The following is a 16,148-nucleotide window of genomic DNA, read 5'->3' on the forward strand; positions in this document are numbered from 1 at the left end:
GGTCTATCGGATTTTTACACACTGGTGGGATCGTTCAATTGATCAGTCTATTAATTTCTTAACTGATCGGCATTACCTCTTTTGAGGTGCTTTTTTATGTCTGATTTTCAGAGAAAAAGTGAGAATTAGAAGGCGAACAGTAAGTTTACAGAGAATACACTGTCTGCTTTACTGAGCCCCTCTGGCACTTTATCGTGGTATTGACGCGAGTGTGCCAACTTTAAGGCGATATCTTCAGTGATGTCGTTAGTCACGCTGAGATCACTATCGACACGCGTGTTGCTTTTACCACTTACTAAGGTAATGTCGGCAGAAAAACTTAAGTTATCCAAAGCATGCCACGTGGTATTGATATTCCCACGGAAAATGCCTTCTCGAACGATATCAGGAAAGACGATATCGTCATCGTCTATCTCATCAAGGTTTGGTTCTTGATAACGAAAGCCAGGACCGATCTCCGCCTCTAGCGTGAAATTCTCTGTATAGGCGAACTGGTAACCCAGACCGCCAGAAAGTGTGTAGTCTTTAAAGTAAGCACTGTAGCGCGAATCAACCCCTTTAAAACTGCCGTACAAATAAGTCTTTGAGCCTAACTTGTAGTCACTTTGCGCGGTGTAGGTCGAAGAACGCTTGTCTTCTTCACCATCTTTATAAAGGTTGTAATACTTCCATTCACCGTTTGAACGGTGTCGGCCAGAAGTATATTCAGCACTCAGACGAGCATTCAGGGAACGAGAGTCCGTGTTACCTGTGTGAGCTTGATAGCCGAACTCGACCTCAGTAAGTAGAGGATCGGGCACTTCAATTTCTTGCTCTGGCTGTACTGATTCTTCAGCGAACGATGCTCCCGTGCAAAGTAAGCTAAAGCCAAGTAACCAGTATCGGGACACAAATACCTCGAACGTAATTAAAAAAGGAGGGCATGATACTGATACAGATATTTTATTGGGTCAATGGTAGGTTAAATTTTATTAGACCTAAACGTAAGAACCAAGGTGTAGGCTCCCTCTCGAACGACTAAACTTAGTGAACTATCTGTTTCACTACGGATAAATCGATTCTAACTAAATCACAAAAGTTAACTGCGATGAAAAGCAGATTGTTAGTCATTCACTTGTTGAATTCTTAACAAGTAATTGTCGCATCGGGGAAGCATCTTGGTTGGGTTTAAGGTTATAATCTTGGGTCATTAGTAGTTATCGAGCAAAGTCATGGCGGAAAACAGAAATCGCAAACCTTCAGACAGTCAGGTAGACGCAATCAAAGTGCCACCTCACTCACTGGAAGCCGAGCAATCAGTGATTGGTGGTCTCTTACTGGACAATGAACGTTGGGACACCGTTGCAGAGCGTGTTGTCAGCAGTGATTTCTATAGCCGTCCACACCGTCTTATTTTCGAAGGCGTGAAAACCACACTAGAAGCGGGTAAGCCTCTCGACTTAATCACACTTTCTGAACATCTTGAGCGTCATGAACAGCTTGAAGATGTGGGTGGCTTTGCTTACCTTGCCGATCTGGCCAAAAACACACCAAGTGCTGCGAATATTAATGCTTATGCCGATATCGTTGCTGAACGCGCGATTGTGCGCGGTTTAATTGGTGTAGCCAATGAGATTGCGGATGCAGGTTACGATCCTCAAGGTCGTAGCTCTGAAGACTTAATTGACCTAGCCGAGAGTAAAGTTTTTGCAATTGCAGAGGCTCGTACCAGTGAGAATGAAGGCCCACAAAACGTGGATAACATTCTTGAAAAAACACTTGAACGTATCGAGATTCTGTACAAAACACCACAAGATGGTGTTACAGGTGTCGATACTGGTTTTACTGACCTCAACAAGAAAACGGCTGGCCTACAAGGCTCTGACTTGGTGATTGTTGCTGCGCGTCCATCGATGGGTAAAACGACCTTTGCGATGAACTTGTGTGAAAATGCCGCGATGCAGCAAGAAAAGCCGGTGCTTATTTTCTCGCTAGAGATGCCAGCAGAACAGTTGATGATGCGTATGCTTGCGTCTCTTTCTCGTGTTGACCAAACCAAGATCCGTACTGGTCAGCTAGACGATGAAGATTGGGCGCGTATTTCTTCTACCATGGGTATCCTGATGCAGAAGAAGAACATGTACATTGATGACAGCTCAGGTCTAACTCCAACAGAAGTTCGCTCGCGAGCACGTCGTATCGCTCGTGAACATGGTGGTCTATCAATGATCATGGTCGACTACCTTCAGTTGATGCGTGTCCCTGCAATGTCGGATAACCGTACTCTTGAGATTGCAGAGATCTCACGTTCACTTAAAGCATTAGCAAAAGAGCTGAACGTGCCAGTTGTCGCACTATCGCAGCTTAACCGTTCCCTAGAGCAACGTTCTGATAAACGCCCAGTTAACTCGGACTTGCGTGAATCAGGCTCTATCGAGCAGGATGCAGACTTGATCATGTTCATCTACCGTGATGAGGTTTATCACCCAGATAGCCCATACAAAGGCACCGCAGAAATTATCTTGGGTAAACAACGTAATGGTCCTATCGGTTCAGTACGCTTGACCTTCCAAGGACAACACTCGCGCTTTGATAATTACGCGGGTCCAGCATTTGATATTGATGATGAGTAATGCAATGAGTTACAAGAAAGCCGCGATGGCATGCATTGACTTGTCTGCGTTGCAATACAACCTGCAACGTGTAAAAGAGCAAGCACCAGACAGCAAAGTGATGGCGGTGGTCAAAGCCAATGGCTACGGCCATGGTCTACGTCATGTCGCGAAGCATGCGACACACGCCGATGCCTTTGGTGTTGCACGAATTGAAGAAGCGCTGCAATTACGCGCTTGTGGTGTGGTAAAACCCATTCTGCTGCTAGAAGGTTTTTACTCACCAGGTGACTTACCTATTTTAGTGACCAACAACATTCAAACGGTTGTGCACTGTGAAGAACAGCTTGTTGCTCTGGAGCAAGCAGAGCTGGAAACCCCTGTGGTCGTTTGGCTTAAAATCGACAGCGGTATGCATCGCTTGGGGGTTCGTCCAGAGCAATACGACGAATTCGTTTCACGCTTAAAAGAGTGTTCAAACGTAGCGAAACCACTCCGTTACATGAGTCACTTCGGTTGTGCAGATGAGCTAGACAGCAACATCACTCCTGAGCAGATTGAACGTTTTATGTCTTTGACTGCTGGTTGTCAGGGAGAGCGCTCTCTTGCAGCTTCAGCTGGTTTACTTGCTTGGCCACAAAGTCAATTGGATTGGGTTCGTCCGGGGATCATCATGTACGGTGTTTCACCATTCAATGATAAAACGGCGCAAGAACTTGGCTATCAACCGGTCATGACACTAAAATCGCACTTGATCGCAGTTCGTGAGGTGAAGAAAGGCGAAAGTGTTGGCTATGGTGGTATGTGGACCAGCGAGCGTGATACCAAAGTAGGGGTCATTGCGGTTGGCTATGGCGATGGTTACCCACGAACTGCCCCGAATGGCACACCCGTTTTGGTCAATGGTCGCAAAGTGCCTATTGCCGGTCGAGTCTCAATGGACATGTTGACTGTTGATCTCGGCCCTGATGCGACAGATAAGGTCAGTGATGAAGCAATACTGTGGGGGAAAGAACTCCCTGCAGAAGAGGTGGCAAGCCACATTGGCACCATTGCTTATGAGTTAGTGACTAAACTGACTTCTCGTGTCGAAATGGAATATTCGAAGTAACCCATGAAGAAAATATTATTTTCAGTGCTGGCATTCTCTGCCAGCCTTTTTTTATCTCCACAGACGCTGGCGAAAGAGAAAGATTCAGCATTTGTTCCTTTCTATTTCAGTACGGATACCATGGGTAGCACCGTCGGTTTAGCCGGGGTTGCGAAAGGTGTCGGTCAGCCTCAAGCGGCTTTATTCGGAATGGGACTTTATTCTGAGAAAGATAGCTATGTCGGTTTTCTTTCTGCCTTCAATTACGCTCTATCTTCAAACCTGTTGTTCAGTACGCAGATGTACCAAGCGCGTTTTAACGATAATCCGTACTATTTAGGCAACCAAGGCTCGAATGACTCTTCAACGGAAGATAAAACCGTGACCAATGGAGACGAAGATAACTATAAGCTTGGATTCAAGTACTTACTGCCTTGGGGGAATGTCCGTGAACATGGGTTACTTGGCGCATTCCAACCGGTTCGAGATGTGAGCTTTGCTTCTCCAATTGACTCGGGAGTGAGCTCCATCATCTTCACGCCTTTTTACTCGTCTCGAGAGTTGGATATCTACAATGATAAAAAGGAAGAAGCGACGGGCTTTACTCTGACCTTTGATTGGGATAACCGAGACAGTGTACGTAACACGACGCGTGGCTCTCATACCTCTTTCGACCTAACCACTGGCGCGGACAGTTTGCAATCAGAGGATCTGTGGTTAAAGTGGGAATTTCAAAACAGCCAATATTATTCATTGGGGCCGTTAGGGGATTGGTTCGATCAACAAGTGCTCGCCTTTGATTTTTTCACTGCAGATACGCCGACGTGGGATCAATGTGATGGTGCAGTGTGTAGTCGTCCACCAGAACAAGAACAAGTTCGTCTAGGCGGTTTGTATCGTCTACGTGGTTATACAGCTGGTCGTTACCATGGACGCAGCGCGATTCACTACTCTGCTGAGTATCGTGTATTGCCAGATTGGCAACCGCTCGATGATATTCCATTGATTAACTACTACGACTTACCATGGTGGCAGTGGGTAGCTTTTGTCGAAGTGGGTAGAGTTGCAGATGAATACAATCTTAAAACATTACATGAAGACATGAAGTGGAACATCGGTGGTGCAGTGCGCTTCCAAGTCGAGGGTATTGTTGTTCGTGCTGAAATGGCCAAAGGTGCTGATGAAGGCACCTTCCGAGTAATGATCAATCAGCCCTTCTAAATTGAGATAAAACAAAGGCTAACCAGTTGGTTAGCCTTTGTTTTATCTGAACTATTCACCGTTGATGGTTGCGATGACACGACGGCTTCCGCCGTAATCGCGGTGCTCACCCAAGTAAATACCCTGCCATGTTCCTAACGCTAATTGACCGTTTTGGATGGGAATTGTCACACTACTGCCAAGTAAAGACGCTTTAATATGGGCTGGCATATCATCATCGCCTTCATAAGTGTGCTGGTAGTAAGGCGCTCGTTCAGGCACAAACTTATTAAAGTGGGCTTCCATGTCCATACGTACTGTTGGGTCTGCGTTTTCATTTAAGGTCAGGCTAGCGGACGTATGTTGAATAAACAAATGTAACAAACCTACTGAAAGCGATTGGATTTGTGGTAATTGTTGTTCAATTTCATCAGTGACCAGATGGAAACCACGCTGACGCGCTTTTAATTGCAGTATTTTTTGTGCCCACATATATGTTCCTTTGGAAAAATTCGATTTGGCGTCTATCCTAATCCAATTAGAGCCTATCATGAGTAGATGATATGATTCCCGACATCTTAAATGAATTGTTCAAATTCGAAACAGGGAACGTGACCTAACTCAATGTGAGTGTAAAGGCACTCGGTCATAATTGATGATTGAAAAAAAATTACAAAGCCTTGTTTTGTGGCAATTCGCCCAAACATCTAATTTATATTCTTTTTGCTAAATCGGGGATTCCACAGTTTTCGCTAGACTGTAAGGAATGGAACCTACTGTAACATCGGGATAAAGACCATGTTGAAAAATATCAACCCAACGCAAACACAAGCTTGGAAAGCGCTAACTGCGCATTTCGAATCTGCACAAGATATGGATCTGAAAGAGCTATTTGCTCAAGACGCTGCGCGTTTCGACAAATACTCTGCACGCTTTGGCTCAGACATCCTAGTCGATTACTCAAAGAACCTAATCAACGAGGACACTCTGAAGCACCTTTTCGCTCTTGCTAACGAGACTGAGCTTAAGTCAGCAATTGAAGCGATGTTCAGTGGTGAAGCGATCAATAAAACAGAAGATCGCGCTGTTCTTCACACTGCACTGCGTAACCGTTCTAACAAGCCAGTAATGGTTGGCGGCGAAGACGTGATGCCTGCGGTAAACGCAGTTCTTGATAAAATTAAATCATTCACTGATCGCGTAATTGGCGGTGAGTGGAAAGGTTACACAGGTAAAGCAATCACAGACATCGTAAACATCGGTATCGGTGGTTCTGACCTTGGTCCTTACATGGTGACTGAAGCTCTAGCACCATACAAAAACCACCTAAACCTGCACTTCGTTTCTAACGTTGATGGTACTCACATCGTTGAAACTCTGAAGAAAGTCGATCCAGAGACAACACTATTCTTGATCGCGTCTAAGACATTCACGACTCAAGAAACCATGACAAACGCGCACTCTGCTCGTGATTCGTTCCTAGAAACTGCTGGCGATCAAGCACACGTTGCTAAGCACTTCGCAGCGCTTTCTACTAACGCTCCTGCGGTATCTGAATTTGGTATCGACACAGACAACATGTTTGAGTTCTGGGACTGGGTTGGTGGTCGTTACTCACTATGGTCAGCAATCGGTCTTTCAATTGCATTGGCTGTAGGTTACGACAACTTTATCGAGCTTCTGGACGGTGCTCACGAGATGGATAACCACTTCGTGTCGACAGATCTAGAAAGCAACATCCCTGTGATTCTTGCTTTGATCGGTATTTGGTACAACAACTTCCACGGCGCTGAGTCTGAAGCAATCCTCCCTTATGACCAGTACATGCACCGTTTTGCGGCGTACTTCCAACAAGGTAACATGGAATCTAACGGTAAGTATGTTGACCGTGAAGGTAATGCAGTGACTTACCAAACTGGTCCTATCATTTGGGGTGAACCAGGTACTAACGGTCAGCACGCGTTCTACCAGCTGATTCACCAAGGCACTAAGTTGATCCCATGTGACTTCATTGCACCTGCAATCAGCCACAACCCAGCAAGCGACCACCACCAAAAACTGATGTCTAACTTCTTTGCACAAACAGAAGCATTGGCATTTGGTAAGTCAGCAGAAACTGTGAAGGCAGAATTTGCGAAAGCAGGTAAGAGCGAAGAAGAAATGGCGTCTCTAGTACCGTTCAAAGTATTTGAAGGTAACCGACCAACGAACTCTATCCTAGTTAAGCAAATCACACCTCGCACGCTAGGTAACTTGATCGCAATGTACGAGCACAAAATCTTCGTTCAAGGCGTTATCTGGAACATCTTCAGCTTCGACCAATGGGGTGTTGAGCTAGGTAAACAACTGGCAAACCAAATCCTACCTGAGCTAGCAGATGAGTCAGAAATCAGCTCTCACGACAGCTCGACAAATGGTCTAATCAACGCATTCAAAGCTTTTAAAGCTTAATGTTTGAATAGATAGAAAAAGAAAAGGTCAGCAAGTGCTGACCTTTTTTATTGTCTGAGACAGAAACAAATAGGTTGGCATTTACCAACTTATTTATTCTCTATTATTCGAAGCAAATCTCGATGAAGGCATTTCCCCACTGTGAAGAGAAAGGCATGATGATGATTGAGCCTTCACACTTGTGGCGAATGGTATGGCCTCTACCTGATACCACAACTGGCGTTGCCATATCAAAGTCGAACCCACTTTCCGCTAGAATACGTTTCGCACCACCAGTCACCATGTTAGTGATCTCACCAACCATGTCAGTCACTTCCTCGTTCAGTCCGTTTGGACGTTCTCCAAGCATGTTTTGCATGATTTCTAGTGCTAACGCTTCATCAAAGGTAATCGACATTGAACCACGAGTTTGTGGGCCAACCATACCAATAAGACCAGAAACGTCACCTCGTGCGATCTCATCTTTCTTGATTCGCGGTTTTTGTGGCTTCAGTTCTAGCGAAGCCATAGTTTTTAGAACATTCATTAAAGAAGCTAAAAACGGGTTTACAAATTCAGCGCGCATAACGTTCTTCTATCTTTCTTCTTTCGTCTCCGAGGAACACGCCTGGCATTCGCCATGGGTTTCGATAACTTGATTCGTTAGCTTGAATCCATGTTTCTCGGCGTTATTGGCTAATAAGGATATCAGCGTCTCGTCTTCGAGTTCAACGACATCGCCACATTTATCGCAAATTAACAGTTGGAAAAAATGCTGTTGAGTATTGAACGAACAACAAGTAATAAAACTGTTCGTTGATTCCACTCGATGAATAAAGCCTTGTTCTAGAAGAAAATCTAATGCTCGATAAACAGTCGGTGGCTTAGCCTGAGGCTCACTCTCTTTCAGTTGCTCCAATAGCTCATACGCACTAGAGGCGCGGCGATTAGAACAAATTAGCTCAAAAACGCGTCGGCGCTGCGGCGTCAATCTTACTCCGCGCTCAGCGCAGATTTGTTCAATTTGTTCAAGGATTGTTGGGTCCAAATCTTTCACCATAACTATCGGACGTGCTTTATGATAAACCATTTCTATACGAAGTTCGTTTAGAAATACTGCATTTTACCTACTATCAGACCGAAAATCATGAACTAAAGCAAGTCGATGAAGAGTAGAGTGAGCAATGGATATCACAGAACGAGATACCAATGCCGAAATAGGGTGTTGGGGCGGCGATTCACAGCGCTCGCATCCATTGCACGGTGGGTATACAATACCCGACTTAATTTTTGGGGCGCAACGCCGCGCTCTACCTTGGCAACGTAAAAACGGGTGTTTATATCATGACTCATTCTTGCAGGCTCTCTGTAGCACCAATGTTGGATTGGACGGATCGTCATTGTCGCTACTTCCATCGCTTAATGACCAAAGAAACCCTGCTGTACACCGAAATGGTAACAACAGGTGCGATCATTCATGGAAAAGGAGATTTCCTAGCTTATAACGAAGAAGAGCACCCGTTAGCCCTTCAACTTGGCGGTTCAAACCCAGCTGATTTGGCAACGTGCGCTAAGTTAGCCCAAGAGCGTGGCTACGATGAGATTAACCTAAACGTGGGTTGCCCATCTGATCGTGTTCAAAACGGTCGCTTTGGTGCATGCCTAATGGCAGAGCCTCAACTGGTTGCGGACTGTGTTGCGGCGATGAAAGACGTGGTTGATATTCCTGTTACGGTAAAAACTCGTATCGGTATTGATGACCAAGATTCTTACGAGTTCCTAACGGACTTTGTATCTATCGTCTCAGAGAAAGGCGGCTGTGAGCAGTTCACCATCCACGCGCGTAAAGCATGGTTAAGTGGTTTAAGCCCGAAAGAAAACCGTGAGATTCCACCGTTGGATTACCCACGCGCTTACCAGTTGAAGAAAGATTTCTCTCACCTGACTATCGCTGTGAACGGTGGCGTAAAGTCATTAGAAGAAGCGAAAGAGCATCTACAACATTTAGATGGTGTGATGATTGGTCGTGAAGCTTATCAAAGCCCCTACTTGCTAGCATCTGTTGACCAAGAATTGTTTGGTTCAACCGCACCAGTGAAGAAGCGCAGTGAGATCGTTGAAGAGATGTACCCGTATATCGAAGCACAACTTGCAAAGGGTGCTTACATTGGCCATATCACTCGTCATATGTTGGGCTTATTTCAAAGTATGCCTGGTGCTCGTCAATGGCGTCGCCACATCAGTGAGAATGCACACAAGCCAGGTTCTGGTTTAGAGGTGTTGCAAGATGCACTGGCGAAGATTCCAAAAGAATTGAACGTGTAAATTTCACCAGTGGTTGGTGAAAATTACCAACTCACAAATAGAAAAGCCAGAGTGCAGAAATGTCTCTGGCTTTATTTTTACTTATAGATCATGGTTTTATTCTTGTTTTAATAAGTTGGTACAGAACCTGCTCTAGTAAAACTAAAACAAAGGAGAAGTGATTATGTTGGAGCTGATCTTTATTTTAGTATTTGCGGCAACTTTGCTCGTGACTGGTATTACGATGGTGACTGTATTTGCTGCGACTGGCATTGCATTGGTGGTGATGTTCTTATTGGGCATGGTTGGAGCTGTGCTAAAACTATTGCCCTGGTTAATTGTGATAGCACTTGGTATATGGTTTTTCAAAAACTTCGTTGCCCAGCCGCGCTATAAGTAACGGATTGTAGAGATTTAGTTGATAGAGGGCAGTGAGAGTATGATAATATTTCTCACATGCCCCTTAATGTTGAAATCAGCTATCTCGGAGTAAAAATTACATGACATATAAAGCGACCATCGCTTTAACGACACTATCGTTGGCAGCGTCTTATCCTTGTTTTGCAAATGAAGAAGCTTCTTCTTTTACTACCACTGTAGGTGCAGAAGTTTGGGTGGCAGATACTAAAGTTAATGAAGTAAGAAGAGATAGCAATACAACTGGTTCTTTCTATGCTGCGGTTGAGCACGACATAAAATACGTGCCAAATGCTCGCCTTCGTTATTCTAACGTTGATGCAGATTACATGGGTTTCGACAAATTAGATCTCACTCTTTACTACCAAATTCTTGAACATGACTTACTGCATTTCGATGCGGGTCTGACCTTTAGTAATTTGAGTGACACTAAGTATGTGGATGCGGGTACAAATGCCCGCACGGAAGAGTTTGATGAACTTATCTGGGCTTGGTATGGCTACGCAGAAATCACCGTACCTAATACCAACTTCGATGTGATTGGTGAGATGAACTTCGGCGATAGCAAAGGCATCAAGAGCACCGACCTAATGGCAGGTGTTCAGTACCGTATCCCTTTCCAGGAATCTGAATTGACCTTCCGTGGTGGCTACCGTGTGATTGACCTTGAGTCAGAAGAGTTCTTATCGAGCTTAGGTAAAGAGTTCATTTTTGCTGATGGCTTTTTTGTTGGTGCTCAATACTCTTTCTAAACATAATTAACTTATTTCTTTAAAACGTCGCCTTATAAGCGGCGTTTTTTTATATCACTTCATTATATTCAATCGAATTAATCGCCCAAGTTTTCAGACTTCGACCATGCTTATTTAGGAGCAATGTATAAAAGTTGGAGCAAGGATTGCGATGACAATAAATGAATTGAGACATCTATTTCGTGATAACCAGCTGGTAGAAGCCATTATCGAACCTTCAATACAAGAAGGAGGTTGGGTAGTTGAGTTTAGACATGTCCGTGGTGGTTTTGTCTGTCTTACCGATACTCATGGGGAAGAATGTCTCTATGATGACCTCGATACGGCCTCTAAATCGGCCATGGCAGTCGGCTTTCAACAAGTTCGGATTGAAGATCGTTGACCCTAACTTTGATTTTCTTACTTCCAAAAAGTTATAAAACATTCACATCTATTCTTTCTTGTTATTAGGGAGAGTGGTTAATCTATCGTCACGCAATGAATAGGGATGTCGTGACAATGTCTTTTCAAAAGAATGAGTCTTACAAGAATGTGTCGGAAGAAAATAATGGGCAAGGTGGAAACCCACCAATCGCAAGCCCTCTGAATGACCAGCAATTTAGTTCACTCCAGCAAACTGTCTCTGAGTTATCTTCACAACAACTCGCTTGGGTCAGTGGTTATTTTTGGGGTTTAGCGCAAAACCAACCAAGTTCAGCAGCTGCAGGCCCAATAGCACAGGCTGCTGCTTCTGTTGCTGCAAAACCAGCAGGCAAGCTAAGCATCATTTTTGCTTCTCAAACCGGCAATGCGAAAGGTGTTGCTGAAGCACTAGAGCAAGAAGCCAAAGCAGAAGGCATTGTTGTAGAGCTATTTGATGCTAGTGATTACAAAGGCAAAAATCTTGCTAAAGAGACGCATGTAATCATCGTTGCGTCCACTAATGGAGAGGGTGAGGCGCCAGATAATGCCATTGAGCTGCATGAATTCCTTCAATCAAAGAAAGCGCCTAAGCTACCAAACCTGCAATATGCGGTGATCGCTCTTGGCGATTCTAGCTACGAATTTTTCTGCCAAACGGGTAAAGACTTCGATACTTACTTATCTAAGCTAGGTGCAACTGCCTTCATCGATCGCATTGATTGTGATGTGGATTACGAAGCGCCGGCCGCAGAGTGGCGTAAACAAGCGCTTGAGCAAGTAAAAGAAGCGCTTTCTTCTGGTAACGAAGCGGAAGTGGTTCAACTTCCTGTTGGTCAAGCCGCTCCTGGCCACTCTGCTTATAACAAGCAAAACCCATATACCGCAACGTTACTGACTAGCCAGAAAATCACGGGTCGTGATTCGGGCAAAGATGTTCGCCACGTAGAGATTGACCTCGAGGACTCAGGTTTAACTTATCAAGCCGGCGATGCTTTAGGTGTGTGGTTCGATAATAGTTCAGAATTAGCCAATGCTATCTTAGCTAAGGCTGGTCTATCCGGTGTAGAAAGTGTAGAAGTGGATGGTGAAAGCCTTTCTATTCATAGTGCATTGGTTAGCAAATATGAAATCACCGCATCAAACCCTCAGTTTGTCACCAAATTTGCAGAGCTATCTGGTAGTAAGAAACTACAAAAGCTAGTGGAAGATAAAGACAAACTTCGTGAGTACGCAGCAAACACTCAAGTCGTAGATGTGCTTGCGGAGAAGAAGACCAAGCTAAGTGCAGAAGAGTTGGTTGGTTTACTTCGTCGATTGACACCTCGTCTATATTCTATCGCTTCAAGCCAAACCGAAGTTGATGAAGAGGTTCACCTAACCGTCGGATTAGTTGAATACGATAAAGGTGATGAGAAGCGCTACGGCGGCGCATCGAGTTTCCTCGCTCAACGTCTAGAAGATGGTGGTGAAGTGAAAGTGTTTGTTGAGCACAACAATAACTTCAAACTGCCACAAGATGACAACACACCAATCATCATGGTTGGTCCTGGTACCGGTATTGCGCCTTTCCGCAGCTTCATTCAGGAGCGTGATAACCGTGACGCGGAAGGCAAGAACTGGTTGTTTTTTGGTGACCGTACCTTTACTCAAGATTTCCTTTACCAAGTTGAATGGCAGAAGTACCTCAAGTCAGGTTTGCTGACTCGCCTTGATGTTGCGTTTAGTCGTGACCAAGCAGAGAAGGTTTATGTTCAACATCGCATCCTAGAAAACGCTGAACAAGTGTGGCAATGGATTCAAGATGGTGCCTACATCTATGTATGTGGTGATGCCACTCGTATGGCAAAAGATGTTCACGATGCGCTGGTATTTGTAGCTGAGCAACAAGGCAAGCTATCTCGTGAAGAAGCAGAAGCATTTATCAACGATCTACGTAAAGCGAAACGTTACCAAAGGGATGTGTACTAATGAGCGCGAATCAACAATCAAACAGCCAAGAAGTATTAGGTGAGGTACTTGGTCCACTCTCGGATAACGAGCGCCTTAAAAGAGAAAGTAACTTACTGCGTGGAACGATTGAACAAGATCTGCAAGACCGCATTACCGGTGGTTTTACTGCAGATAACTTCCAGTTGATTCGTTTCCACGGAATGTACCAGCAAGATGATCGCGATATCCGTAATGAGCGTGCTAAGCAAAAGTTGGAGCCGCTGCACAATGTCATGCTTCGTGCACGTATGCCGGGCGGCATCATTACGCCAAAGCAATGGCTAGCGATCGACAAGTTTGCAACTGAGCACTCTTTATATGGAAGTATTCGTCTTACGACTCGTCAAACGTTTCAGTTCCACGGCGTGCTAAAACCAAATATCAAGTTGATGCACCAAACGCTCAACAGCATTGGTATTGATTCGATTGCTACCGCGGGTGATGTTAACCGTAACGTGTTGTGTACCACTAATCCAGTGGAGTCGGAGCTACACCAAGAGGCTTACGAGTGGGCGAAGAAGATCAGTGAACATCTATTACCGAAGACACGCGCTTACGCAGAGATTTGGTTAGACGGTGAAAAAGTAGAAAGCACGGAAGAAGACGAACCGATTCTAGGTAAGAACTATCTACCACGTAAGTTTAAAACCACAGTGGTTATCCCACCGCAAAATGACGTAGACGTACACGCTAACGATCTTAACTTCGTAGCGATTGCAGATAACGGCAAGCTGGTTGGTTTTAACGTGCTCGTTGGTGGTGGTCTCGCGATGACGCATGGCGATACATCAACTTATCCACGCAGAGCGGATGACTTTGGTTTTATCCCATTAGAGAAAACGCTTGATGTTGCGGCTGCTGTAGTAACAACGCAACGTGATTGGGGTAACCGTTCGAACCGTAAGAATGCAAAAACGAAGTACACATTAGATCGTGTCGGAAGTGATGTCTTTAAAGCAGAAGTAGAAAAGCGTGCTGGTGTTAAGTTTGAGCAAAGTCGCCCTTACGAATTAACAGAACGTGGTGACCGTATTGGTTGGGTTGAAGGGATCGATGGTAAGCATCACCTAGCACTCTTCATCGAAAACGGTCGTCTGTTGGATTTCCCAGGTAAACCACTTAAGACAGGTGTTGCTGAAATTGCCAAAATCCACAAAGGCGATTTCCGCATGACGGCAAACCAAAATTTGATTGTTGCTGGTGTACCAAAAAGCCAAAAATCGAAGATCGAGAAGATTGCTCGTGAACATGGCTTAATGAATGATGGTGTGAGTGAGCAGCGTAAGAACTCGATGGCGTGTGTCGCATTTCCTACTTGTCCGCTCGCGATGGCTGAGGCTGAACGATATCTTCCTCAGTTTGTTACTGATGTTGAAGATATTCTAGAAAAGCATGGTCTATCGGAAGAAGACAATATCATTCTTCGTGTAACAGGGTGTCCAAATGGCTGTGGCCGAGCAATGCTGGCAGAAATCGGCTTAGTTGGTAAAGCTCCGGGTCGATACAACTTACACCTAGGTGGTAACCGCGGCGGTACTCGAGTACCGAAGATGTATAAAGAGAACATTACGGATAAGCAAATCTTAGAAGAGATTGATCAGCTGGTGGCTCGTTGGGCTGCTGAACGTGAAGATGGCGAAGCATTTGGCGATTTCACGATTCGAGCTGGCATTATCCAAGAAGTGTTTATATCAAAGAGGGATTTCCATGCTTGATTCTGTAGCGTCCAACCCGGAGCTAGCAGAGTTACTGACATTAACTAAGACGGAGCAAATCCTCCGTCTTGCTCAAATCAATGTCGAGCTCGAACAGCTTTCGGCACAAGAGAGAGTAAAGTGGGCATTGGAGAATTTGGAAGGGGAGTTCGCAGTCTCATCCAGTTTCGGTATCCAAGCAGCAGTGATGCTCCATCTTGTGACACAACAAAAGCCGGACATTCCAATCATCCTAACGGACACCGGATATCTATTTGCGGAGACTTATCAATTTATTGACCAGTTGAAAGCGCAACTGAGCCTCAACCTTAAAGTATACCGAGCAAAAGAAAGCGCCCATTGGCAAGAAGCTCGTTACGGAAAACTTTGGGAACAAGGTATAGAGGGAATTGAAAAGTACAACAAGATAAACAAAGTAGAACCAATGCGGCGGGCTCTGCGTGAGCAAAATGTCGGTACTTGGTTTTCAGGATTGCGTCGAGAGCAAAGCCAATCTCGTGCAGGTCTACCAATCTTGTCGATTCAAAATGGTGTATTTAAATTCTTACCAGTGATCGACTGGACGAATAAAGATGTGCATTACTACCTAGAAGAACATGGTTTAAGTTATCACCCTCTATGGGACCAAGGATATCTTTCGGTAGGTGATACTCATACAACAAGGAAGTGGGAACCAGGCATGTCAGAAGAAGAAACCCGCTTCTTCGGTTTAAAACGAGAGTGTGGTCTTCATGAAGATGAGGGCGCAGAACAAGATGGTTCTGGCATCTAGTCATTTAGACGCCGAAACACACGTATCGGCTAAATAAAGAAAGCTGCTGTAAAGCAGCTTTCTTTATTTACAGTAAGTAAAAATGGGCAAAAAAGGATAACTCTGTGGATAAGTTGTTTAACTCTTTGGGGTAAAGTTGGATAAACAAGCCTTTGAATGAAAAGTCGACGTTTAACCATTATTTTTGCAATTTTTGCAAAATAACACTTGCCAACGTGAGCGCGATCTCTATAATGCCACCTCATCGACAGGGCAAGCGCTCACAAGGGCTCAAGCAACTTCGATAAGGTCAGAAAGAAAAGCGAAATAATTTGAAAAAGTGTTTGACACAAAAAGTTATCTCGCTAGAATGGCCGTCTCTTCCGAAGTGATGTGAGTCACAAAGAAGAATCGCTCTTTAAAAATATAGACCTATCAATCTGTGTGGGCACTCGTTGATGATAATCCAATTAGATACCTCGGTATCAAATTAGGTTTCAATGAACT

General features: G+C 44.6%; 15 protein-coding genes. 11 read left to right on the plus strand and 4 right to left on the minus strand.

Features of this window, described 5'->3' with window-relative positions; translation table 11 throughout:
• Positions 1-125: 125 nt before the first annotated feature.
• Entirely contained in the window at positions 126-890 is a 765-nt protein-coding gene (locus OQJ86_RS24710) for a DUF481 domain-containing protein (protein WP_038865481.1), read from the minus strand.
• Between the two features lie 321 nt (positions 891-1,211).
• Here OQJ86_RS24710 and OQJ86_RS24715 point away from each other — a divergent pair, with 321 nt between their 5' ends.
• The 3 genes from OQJ86_RS24715 to OQJ86_RS24725 are packed head-to-tail and all read left to right on the plus strand — an operon-like array spanning position 1,212 to position 4,902.
• Positions 1,212-2,612, plus strand: coding sequence for a replicative DNA helicase (locus tag OQJ86_RS24715; RefSeq protein WP_038865480.1), 1,401 nt, complete (start codon positions 1,212-1,214; stop codon positions 2,610-2,612).
• Between the two features lie 4 nt (positions 2,613-2,616).
• The gene (gene alr, locus OQJ86_RS24720; protein WP_038865520.1) at positions 2,617-3,702 is read left to right on the plus strand and encodes an alanine racemase; all 1,086 of its coding nucleotides are present in this window, start codon (positions 2,617-2,619) and stop codon (positions 3,700-3,702) included.
• A gap of 3 nt (positions 3,703-3,705) precedes the next feature.
• Positions 3,706-4,902 (plus strand): hypothetical protein, encoded by a 1,197-nt coding sequence (locus OQJ86_RS24725; RefSeq protein WP_265991767.1) that lies wholly within the window; start codon positions 3,706-3,708, stop codon positions 4,900-4,902.
• Positions 4,903-4,953: 51 nt separating this feature from the next.
• Here OQJ86_RS24725 and OQJ86_RS24730 read toward each other — a convergent pair whose 3' ends face one another.
• Positions 4,954-5,373, minus strand: coding sequence for a secondary thiamine-phosphate synthase enzyme YjbQ (locus tag OQJ86_RS24730; RefSeq protein WP_265991769.1), 420 nt, complete (start codon positions 5,371-5,373; stop codon positions 4,954-4,956).
• Between the two features lie 306 nt (positions 5,374-5,679).
• Here OQJ86_RS24730 and pgi point away from each other — a divergent pair, with 306 nt between their 5' ends.
• Entirely contained in the window at positions 5,680-7,332 is a 1,653-nt protein-coding gene (gene pgi, locus OQJ86_RS24735) for a glucose-6-phosphate isomerase (protein ID WP_265991771.1), read from the plus strand.
• 103 nt (positions 7,333-7,435) lie between these two features.
• On the opposite strand, the gene OQJ86_RS24740 is transcribed toward pgi, so the two are convergent.
• Together OQJ86_RS24740 and zur are read right to left on the minus strand one after the other, a co-directional pair.
• Positions 7,436-7,897, minus strand: a complete 462-nt coding sequence (locus OQJ86_RS24740; protein WP_005381269.1) for a chemotaxis protein CheX — start codon at positions 7,895-7,897, stop codon at positions 7,436-7,438.
• Between the two features lie 9 nt (positions 7,898-7,906).
• The gene (gene zur / locus OQJ86_RS24745) at positions 7,907-8,371 is read right to left on the minus strand and encodes a zinc uptake transcriptional repressor Zur (protein ID WP_038865518.1); all 465 of its coding nucleotides are present in this window, start codon (positions 8,369-8,371) and stop codon (positions 7,907-7,909) included.
• Between the two features lie 284 nt (positions 8,372-8,655).
• Between zur and dusA the strand changes: the two genes are divergently transcribed.
• From dusA to OQJ86_RS24780, 7 genes are all read left to right on the plus strand, one after another.
• The gene (gene dusA, locus OQJ86_RS24750; RefSeq protein ID WP_039975357.1) at positions 8,656-9,636 is read left to right on the plus strand and encodes a tRNA dihydrouridine(20/20a) synthase DusA; all 981 of its coding nucleotides are present in this window, start codon (positions 8,656-8,658) and stop codon (positions 9,634-9,636) included.
• Between the two features lie 163 nt (positions 9,637-9,799).
• On the plus strand, positions 9,800-10,015 hold the full coding sequence (pspG, locus tag OQJ86_RS24755; protein WP_005438463.1) for an envelope stress response protein PspG: 216 nt from the start codon (positions 9,800-9,802) through the stop codon (positions 10,013-10,015).
• Positions 10,016-10,115: 100 nt separating this feature from the next.
• Positions 10,116-10,784, plus strand: a complete 669-nt coding sequence (locus OQJ86_RS24760) for a TIGR04219 family outer membrane beta-barrel protein (RefSeq protein WP_038865474.1) — start codon at positions 10,116-10,118, stop codon at positions 10,782-10,784.
• 151 nt (positions 10,785-10,935) lie between these two features.
• A complete protein-coding gene (locus tag OQJ86_RS24765; protein ID WP_265991791.1) occupies positions 10,936-11,166 on the plus strand; it encodes a hypothetical protein in 231 nt (76 codons plus the stop codon).
• A 116-nt stretch (positions 11,167-11,282) separates the two neighbouring features.
• Complete coding sequence (locus OQJ86_RS24770) at positions 11,283-13,154, plus strand: assimilatory sulfite reductase (NADPH) flavoprotein subunit (protein ID WP_104047804.1); 1,872 nt, start codon at positions 11,283-11,285, stop codon at positions 13,152-13,154.
• A complete protein-coding gene (cysI, locus tag OQJ86_RS24775) occupies positions 13,154-14,890 on the plus strand; it encodes an assimilatory sulfite reductase (NADPH) hemoprotein subunit (protein WP_265991794.1) in 1,737 nt (578 codons plus the stop codon). Before OQJ86_RS24770 ends, cysI begins: the two co-directional genes overlap by 1 nt.
• Positions 14,883-15,662, plus strand: coding sequence for a phosphoadenylyl-sulfate reductase (locus OQJ86_RS24780; protein WP_038865467.1), 780 nt, complete (start codon positions 14,883-14,885; stop codon positions 15,660-15,662). The genes cysI and OQJ86_RS24780 overlap by 8 nt, the downstream gene beginning before the upstream one ends.
• The last annotated feature ends 486 nt before the right edge of the window (positions 15,663-16,148 follow it).

This window comes from Vibrio sp. Sgm 5, from assembly GCF_026241575.1.
Lineage (GTDB): Bacteria > Pseudomonadota > Gammaproteobacteria > Enterobacterales > Vibrionaceae > Vibrio > Vibrio jasicida.

Bases quoted from the DNA above. Each gene is read 5' to 3' on its own strand.
- OQJ86_RS24715 (WP_038865480.1), top strand. From the start codon at position 1,212: ATGGCGGAAAACAGAAATCGCAAACCTTCAGACAGTCAGGTAGACGCA.
- alr (WP_038865520.1), top strand. From the start codon at position 2,617: ATGAGTTACAAGAAAGCCGCGATGGCATGCATTGACTTGTCTGCGTTG.
- OQJ86_RS24725 (WP_265991767.1), top strand. From the start codon at position 3,706: ATGAAGAAAATATTATTTTCAGTGCTGGCATTCTCTGCCAGCCTTTTT.
- OQJ86_RS24730 (WP_265991769.1), bottom strand. From the start codon at position 5,373: ATGTGGGCACAAAAAATACTGCAATTAAAAGCGCGTCAGCGTGGTTTC.
- pgi (WP_265991771.1), top strand. From the start codon at position 5,680: ATGTTGAAAAATATCAACCCAACGCAAACACAAGCTTGGAAAGCGCTA.
- OQJ86_RS24740 (WP_005381269.1), bottom strand. From the start codon at position 7,897: ATGCGCGCTGAATTTGTAAACCCGTTTTTAGCTTCTTTAATGAATGTT.
- zur (WP_038865518.1), bottom strand. From the start codon at position 8,371: ATGGTGAAAGATTTGGACCCAACAATCCTTGAACAAATTGAACAAATC.
- dusA (WP_039975357.1), top strand. From the start codon at position 8,656: ATGACTCATTCTTGCAGGCTCTCTGTAGCACCAATGTTGGATTGGACG.
- pspG (WP_005438463.1), top strand. From the start codon at position 9,800: ATGTTGGAGCTGATCTTTATTTTAGTATTTGCGGCAACTTTGCTCGTG.
- OQJ86_RS24760 (WP_038865474.1), top strand. From the start codon at position 10,116: ATGACATATAAAGCGACCATCGCTTTAACGACACTATCGTTGGCAGCG.
- OQJ86_RS24765 (WP_265991791.1), top strand. From the start codon at position 10,936: ATGACAATAAATGAATTGAGACATCTATTTCGTGATAACCAGCTGGTA.
- OQJ86_RS24770 (WP_104047804.1), top strand. From the start codon at position 11,283: ATGTCTTTTCAAAAGAATGAGTCTTACAAGAATGTGTCGGAAGAAAAT.
- cysI (WP_265991794.1), top strand. From the start codon at position 13,154: ATGAGCGCGAATCAACAATCAAACAGCCAAGAAGTATTAGGTGAGGTA.
- OQJ86_RS24780 (WP_038865467.1), top strand. From the start codon at position 14,883: ATGCTTGATTCTGTAGCGTCCAACCCGGAGCTAGCAGAGTTACTGACA.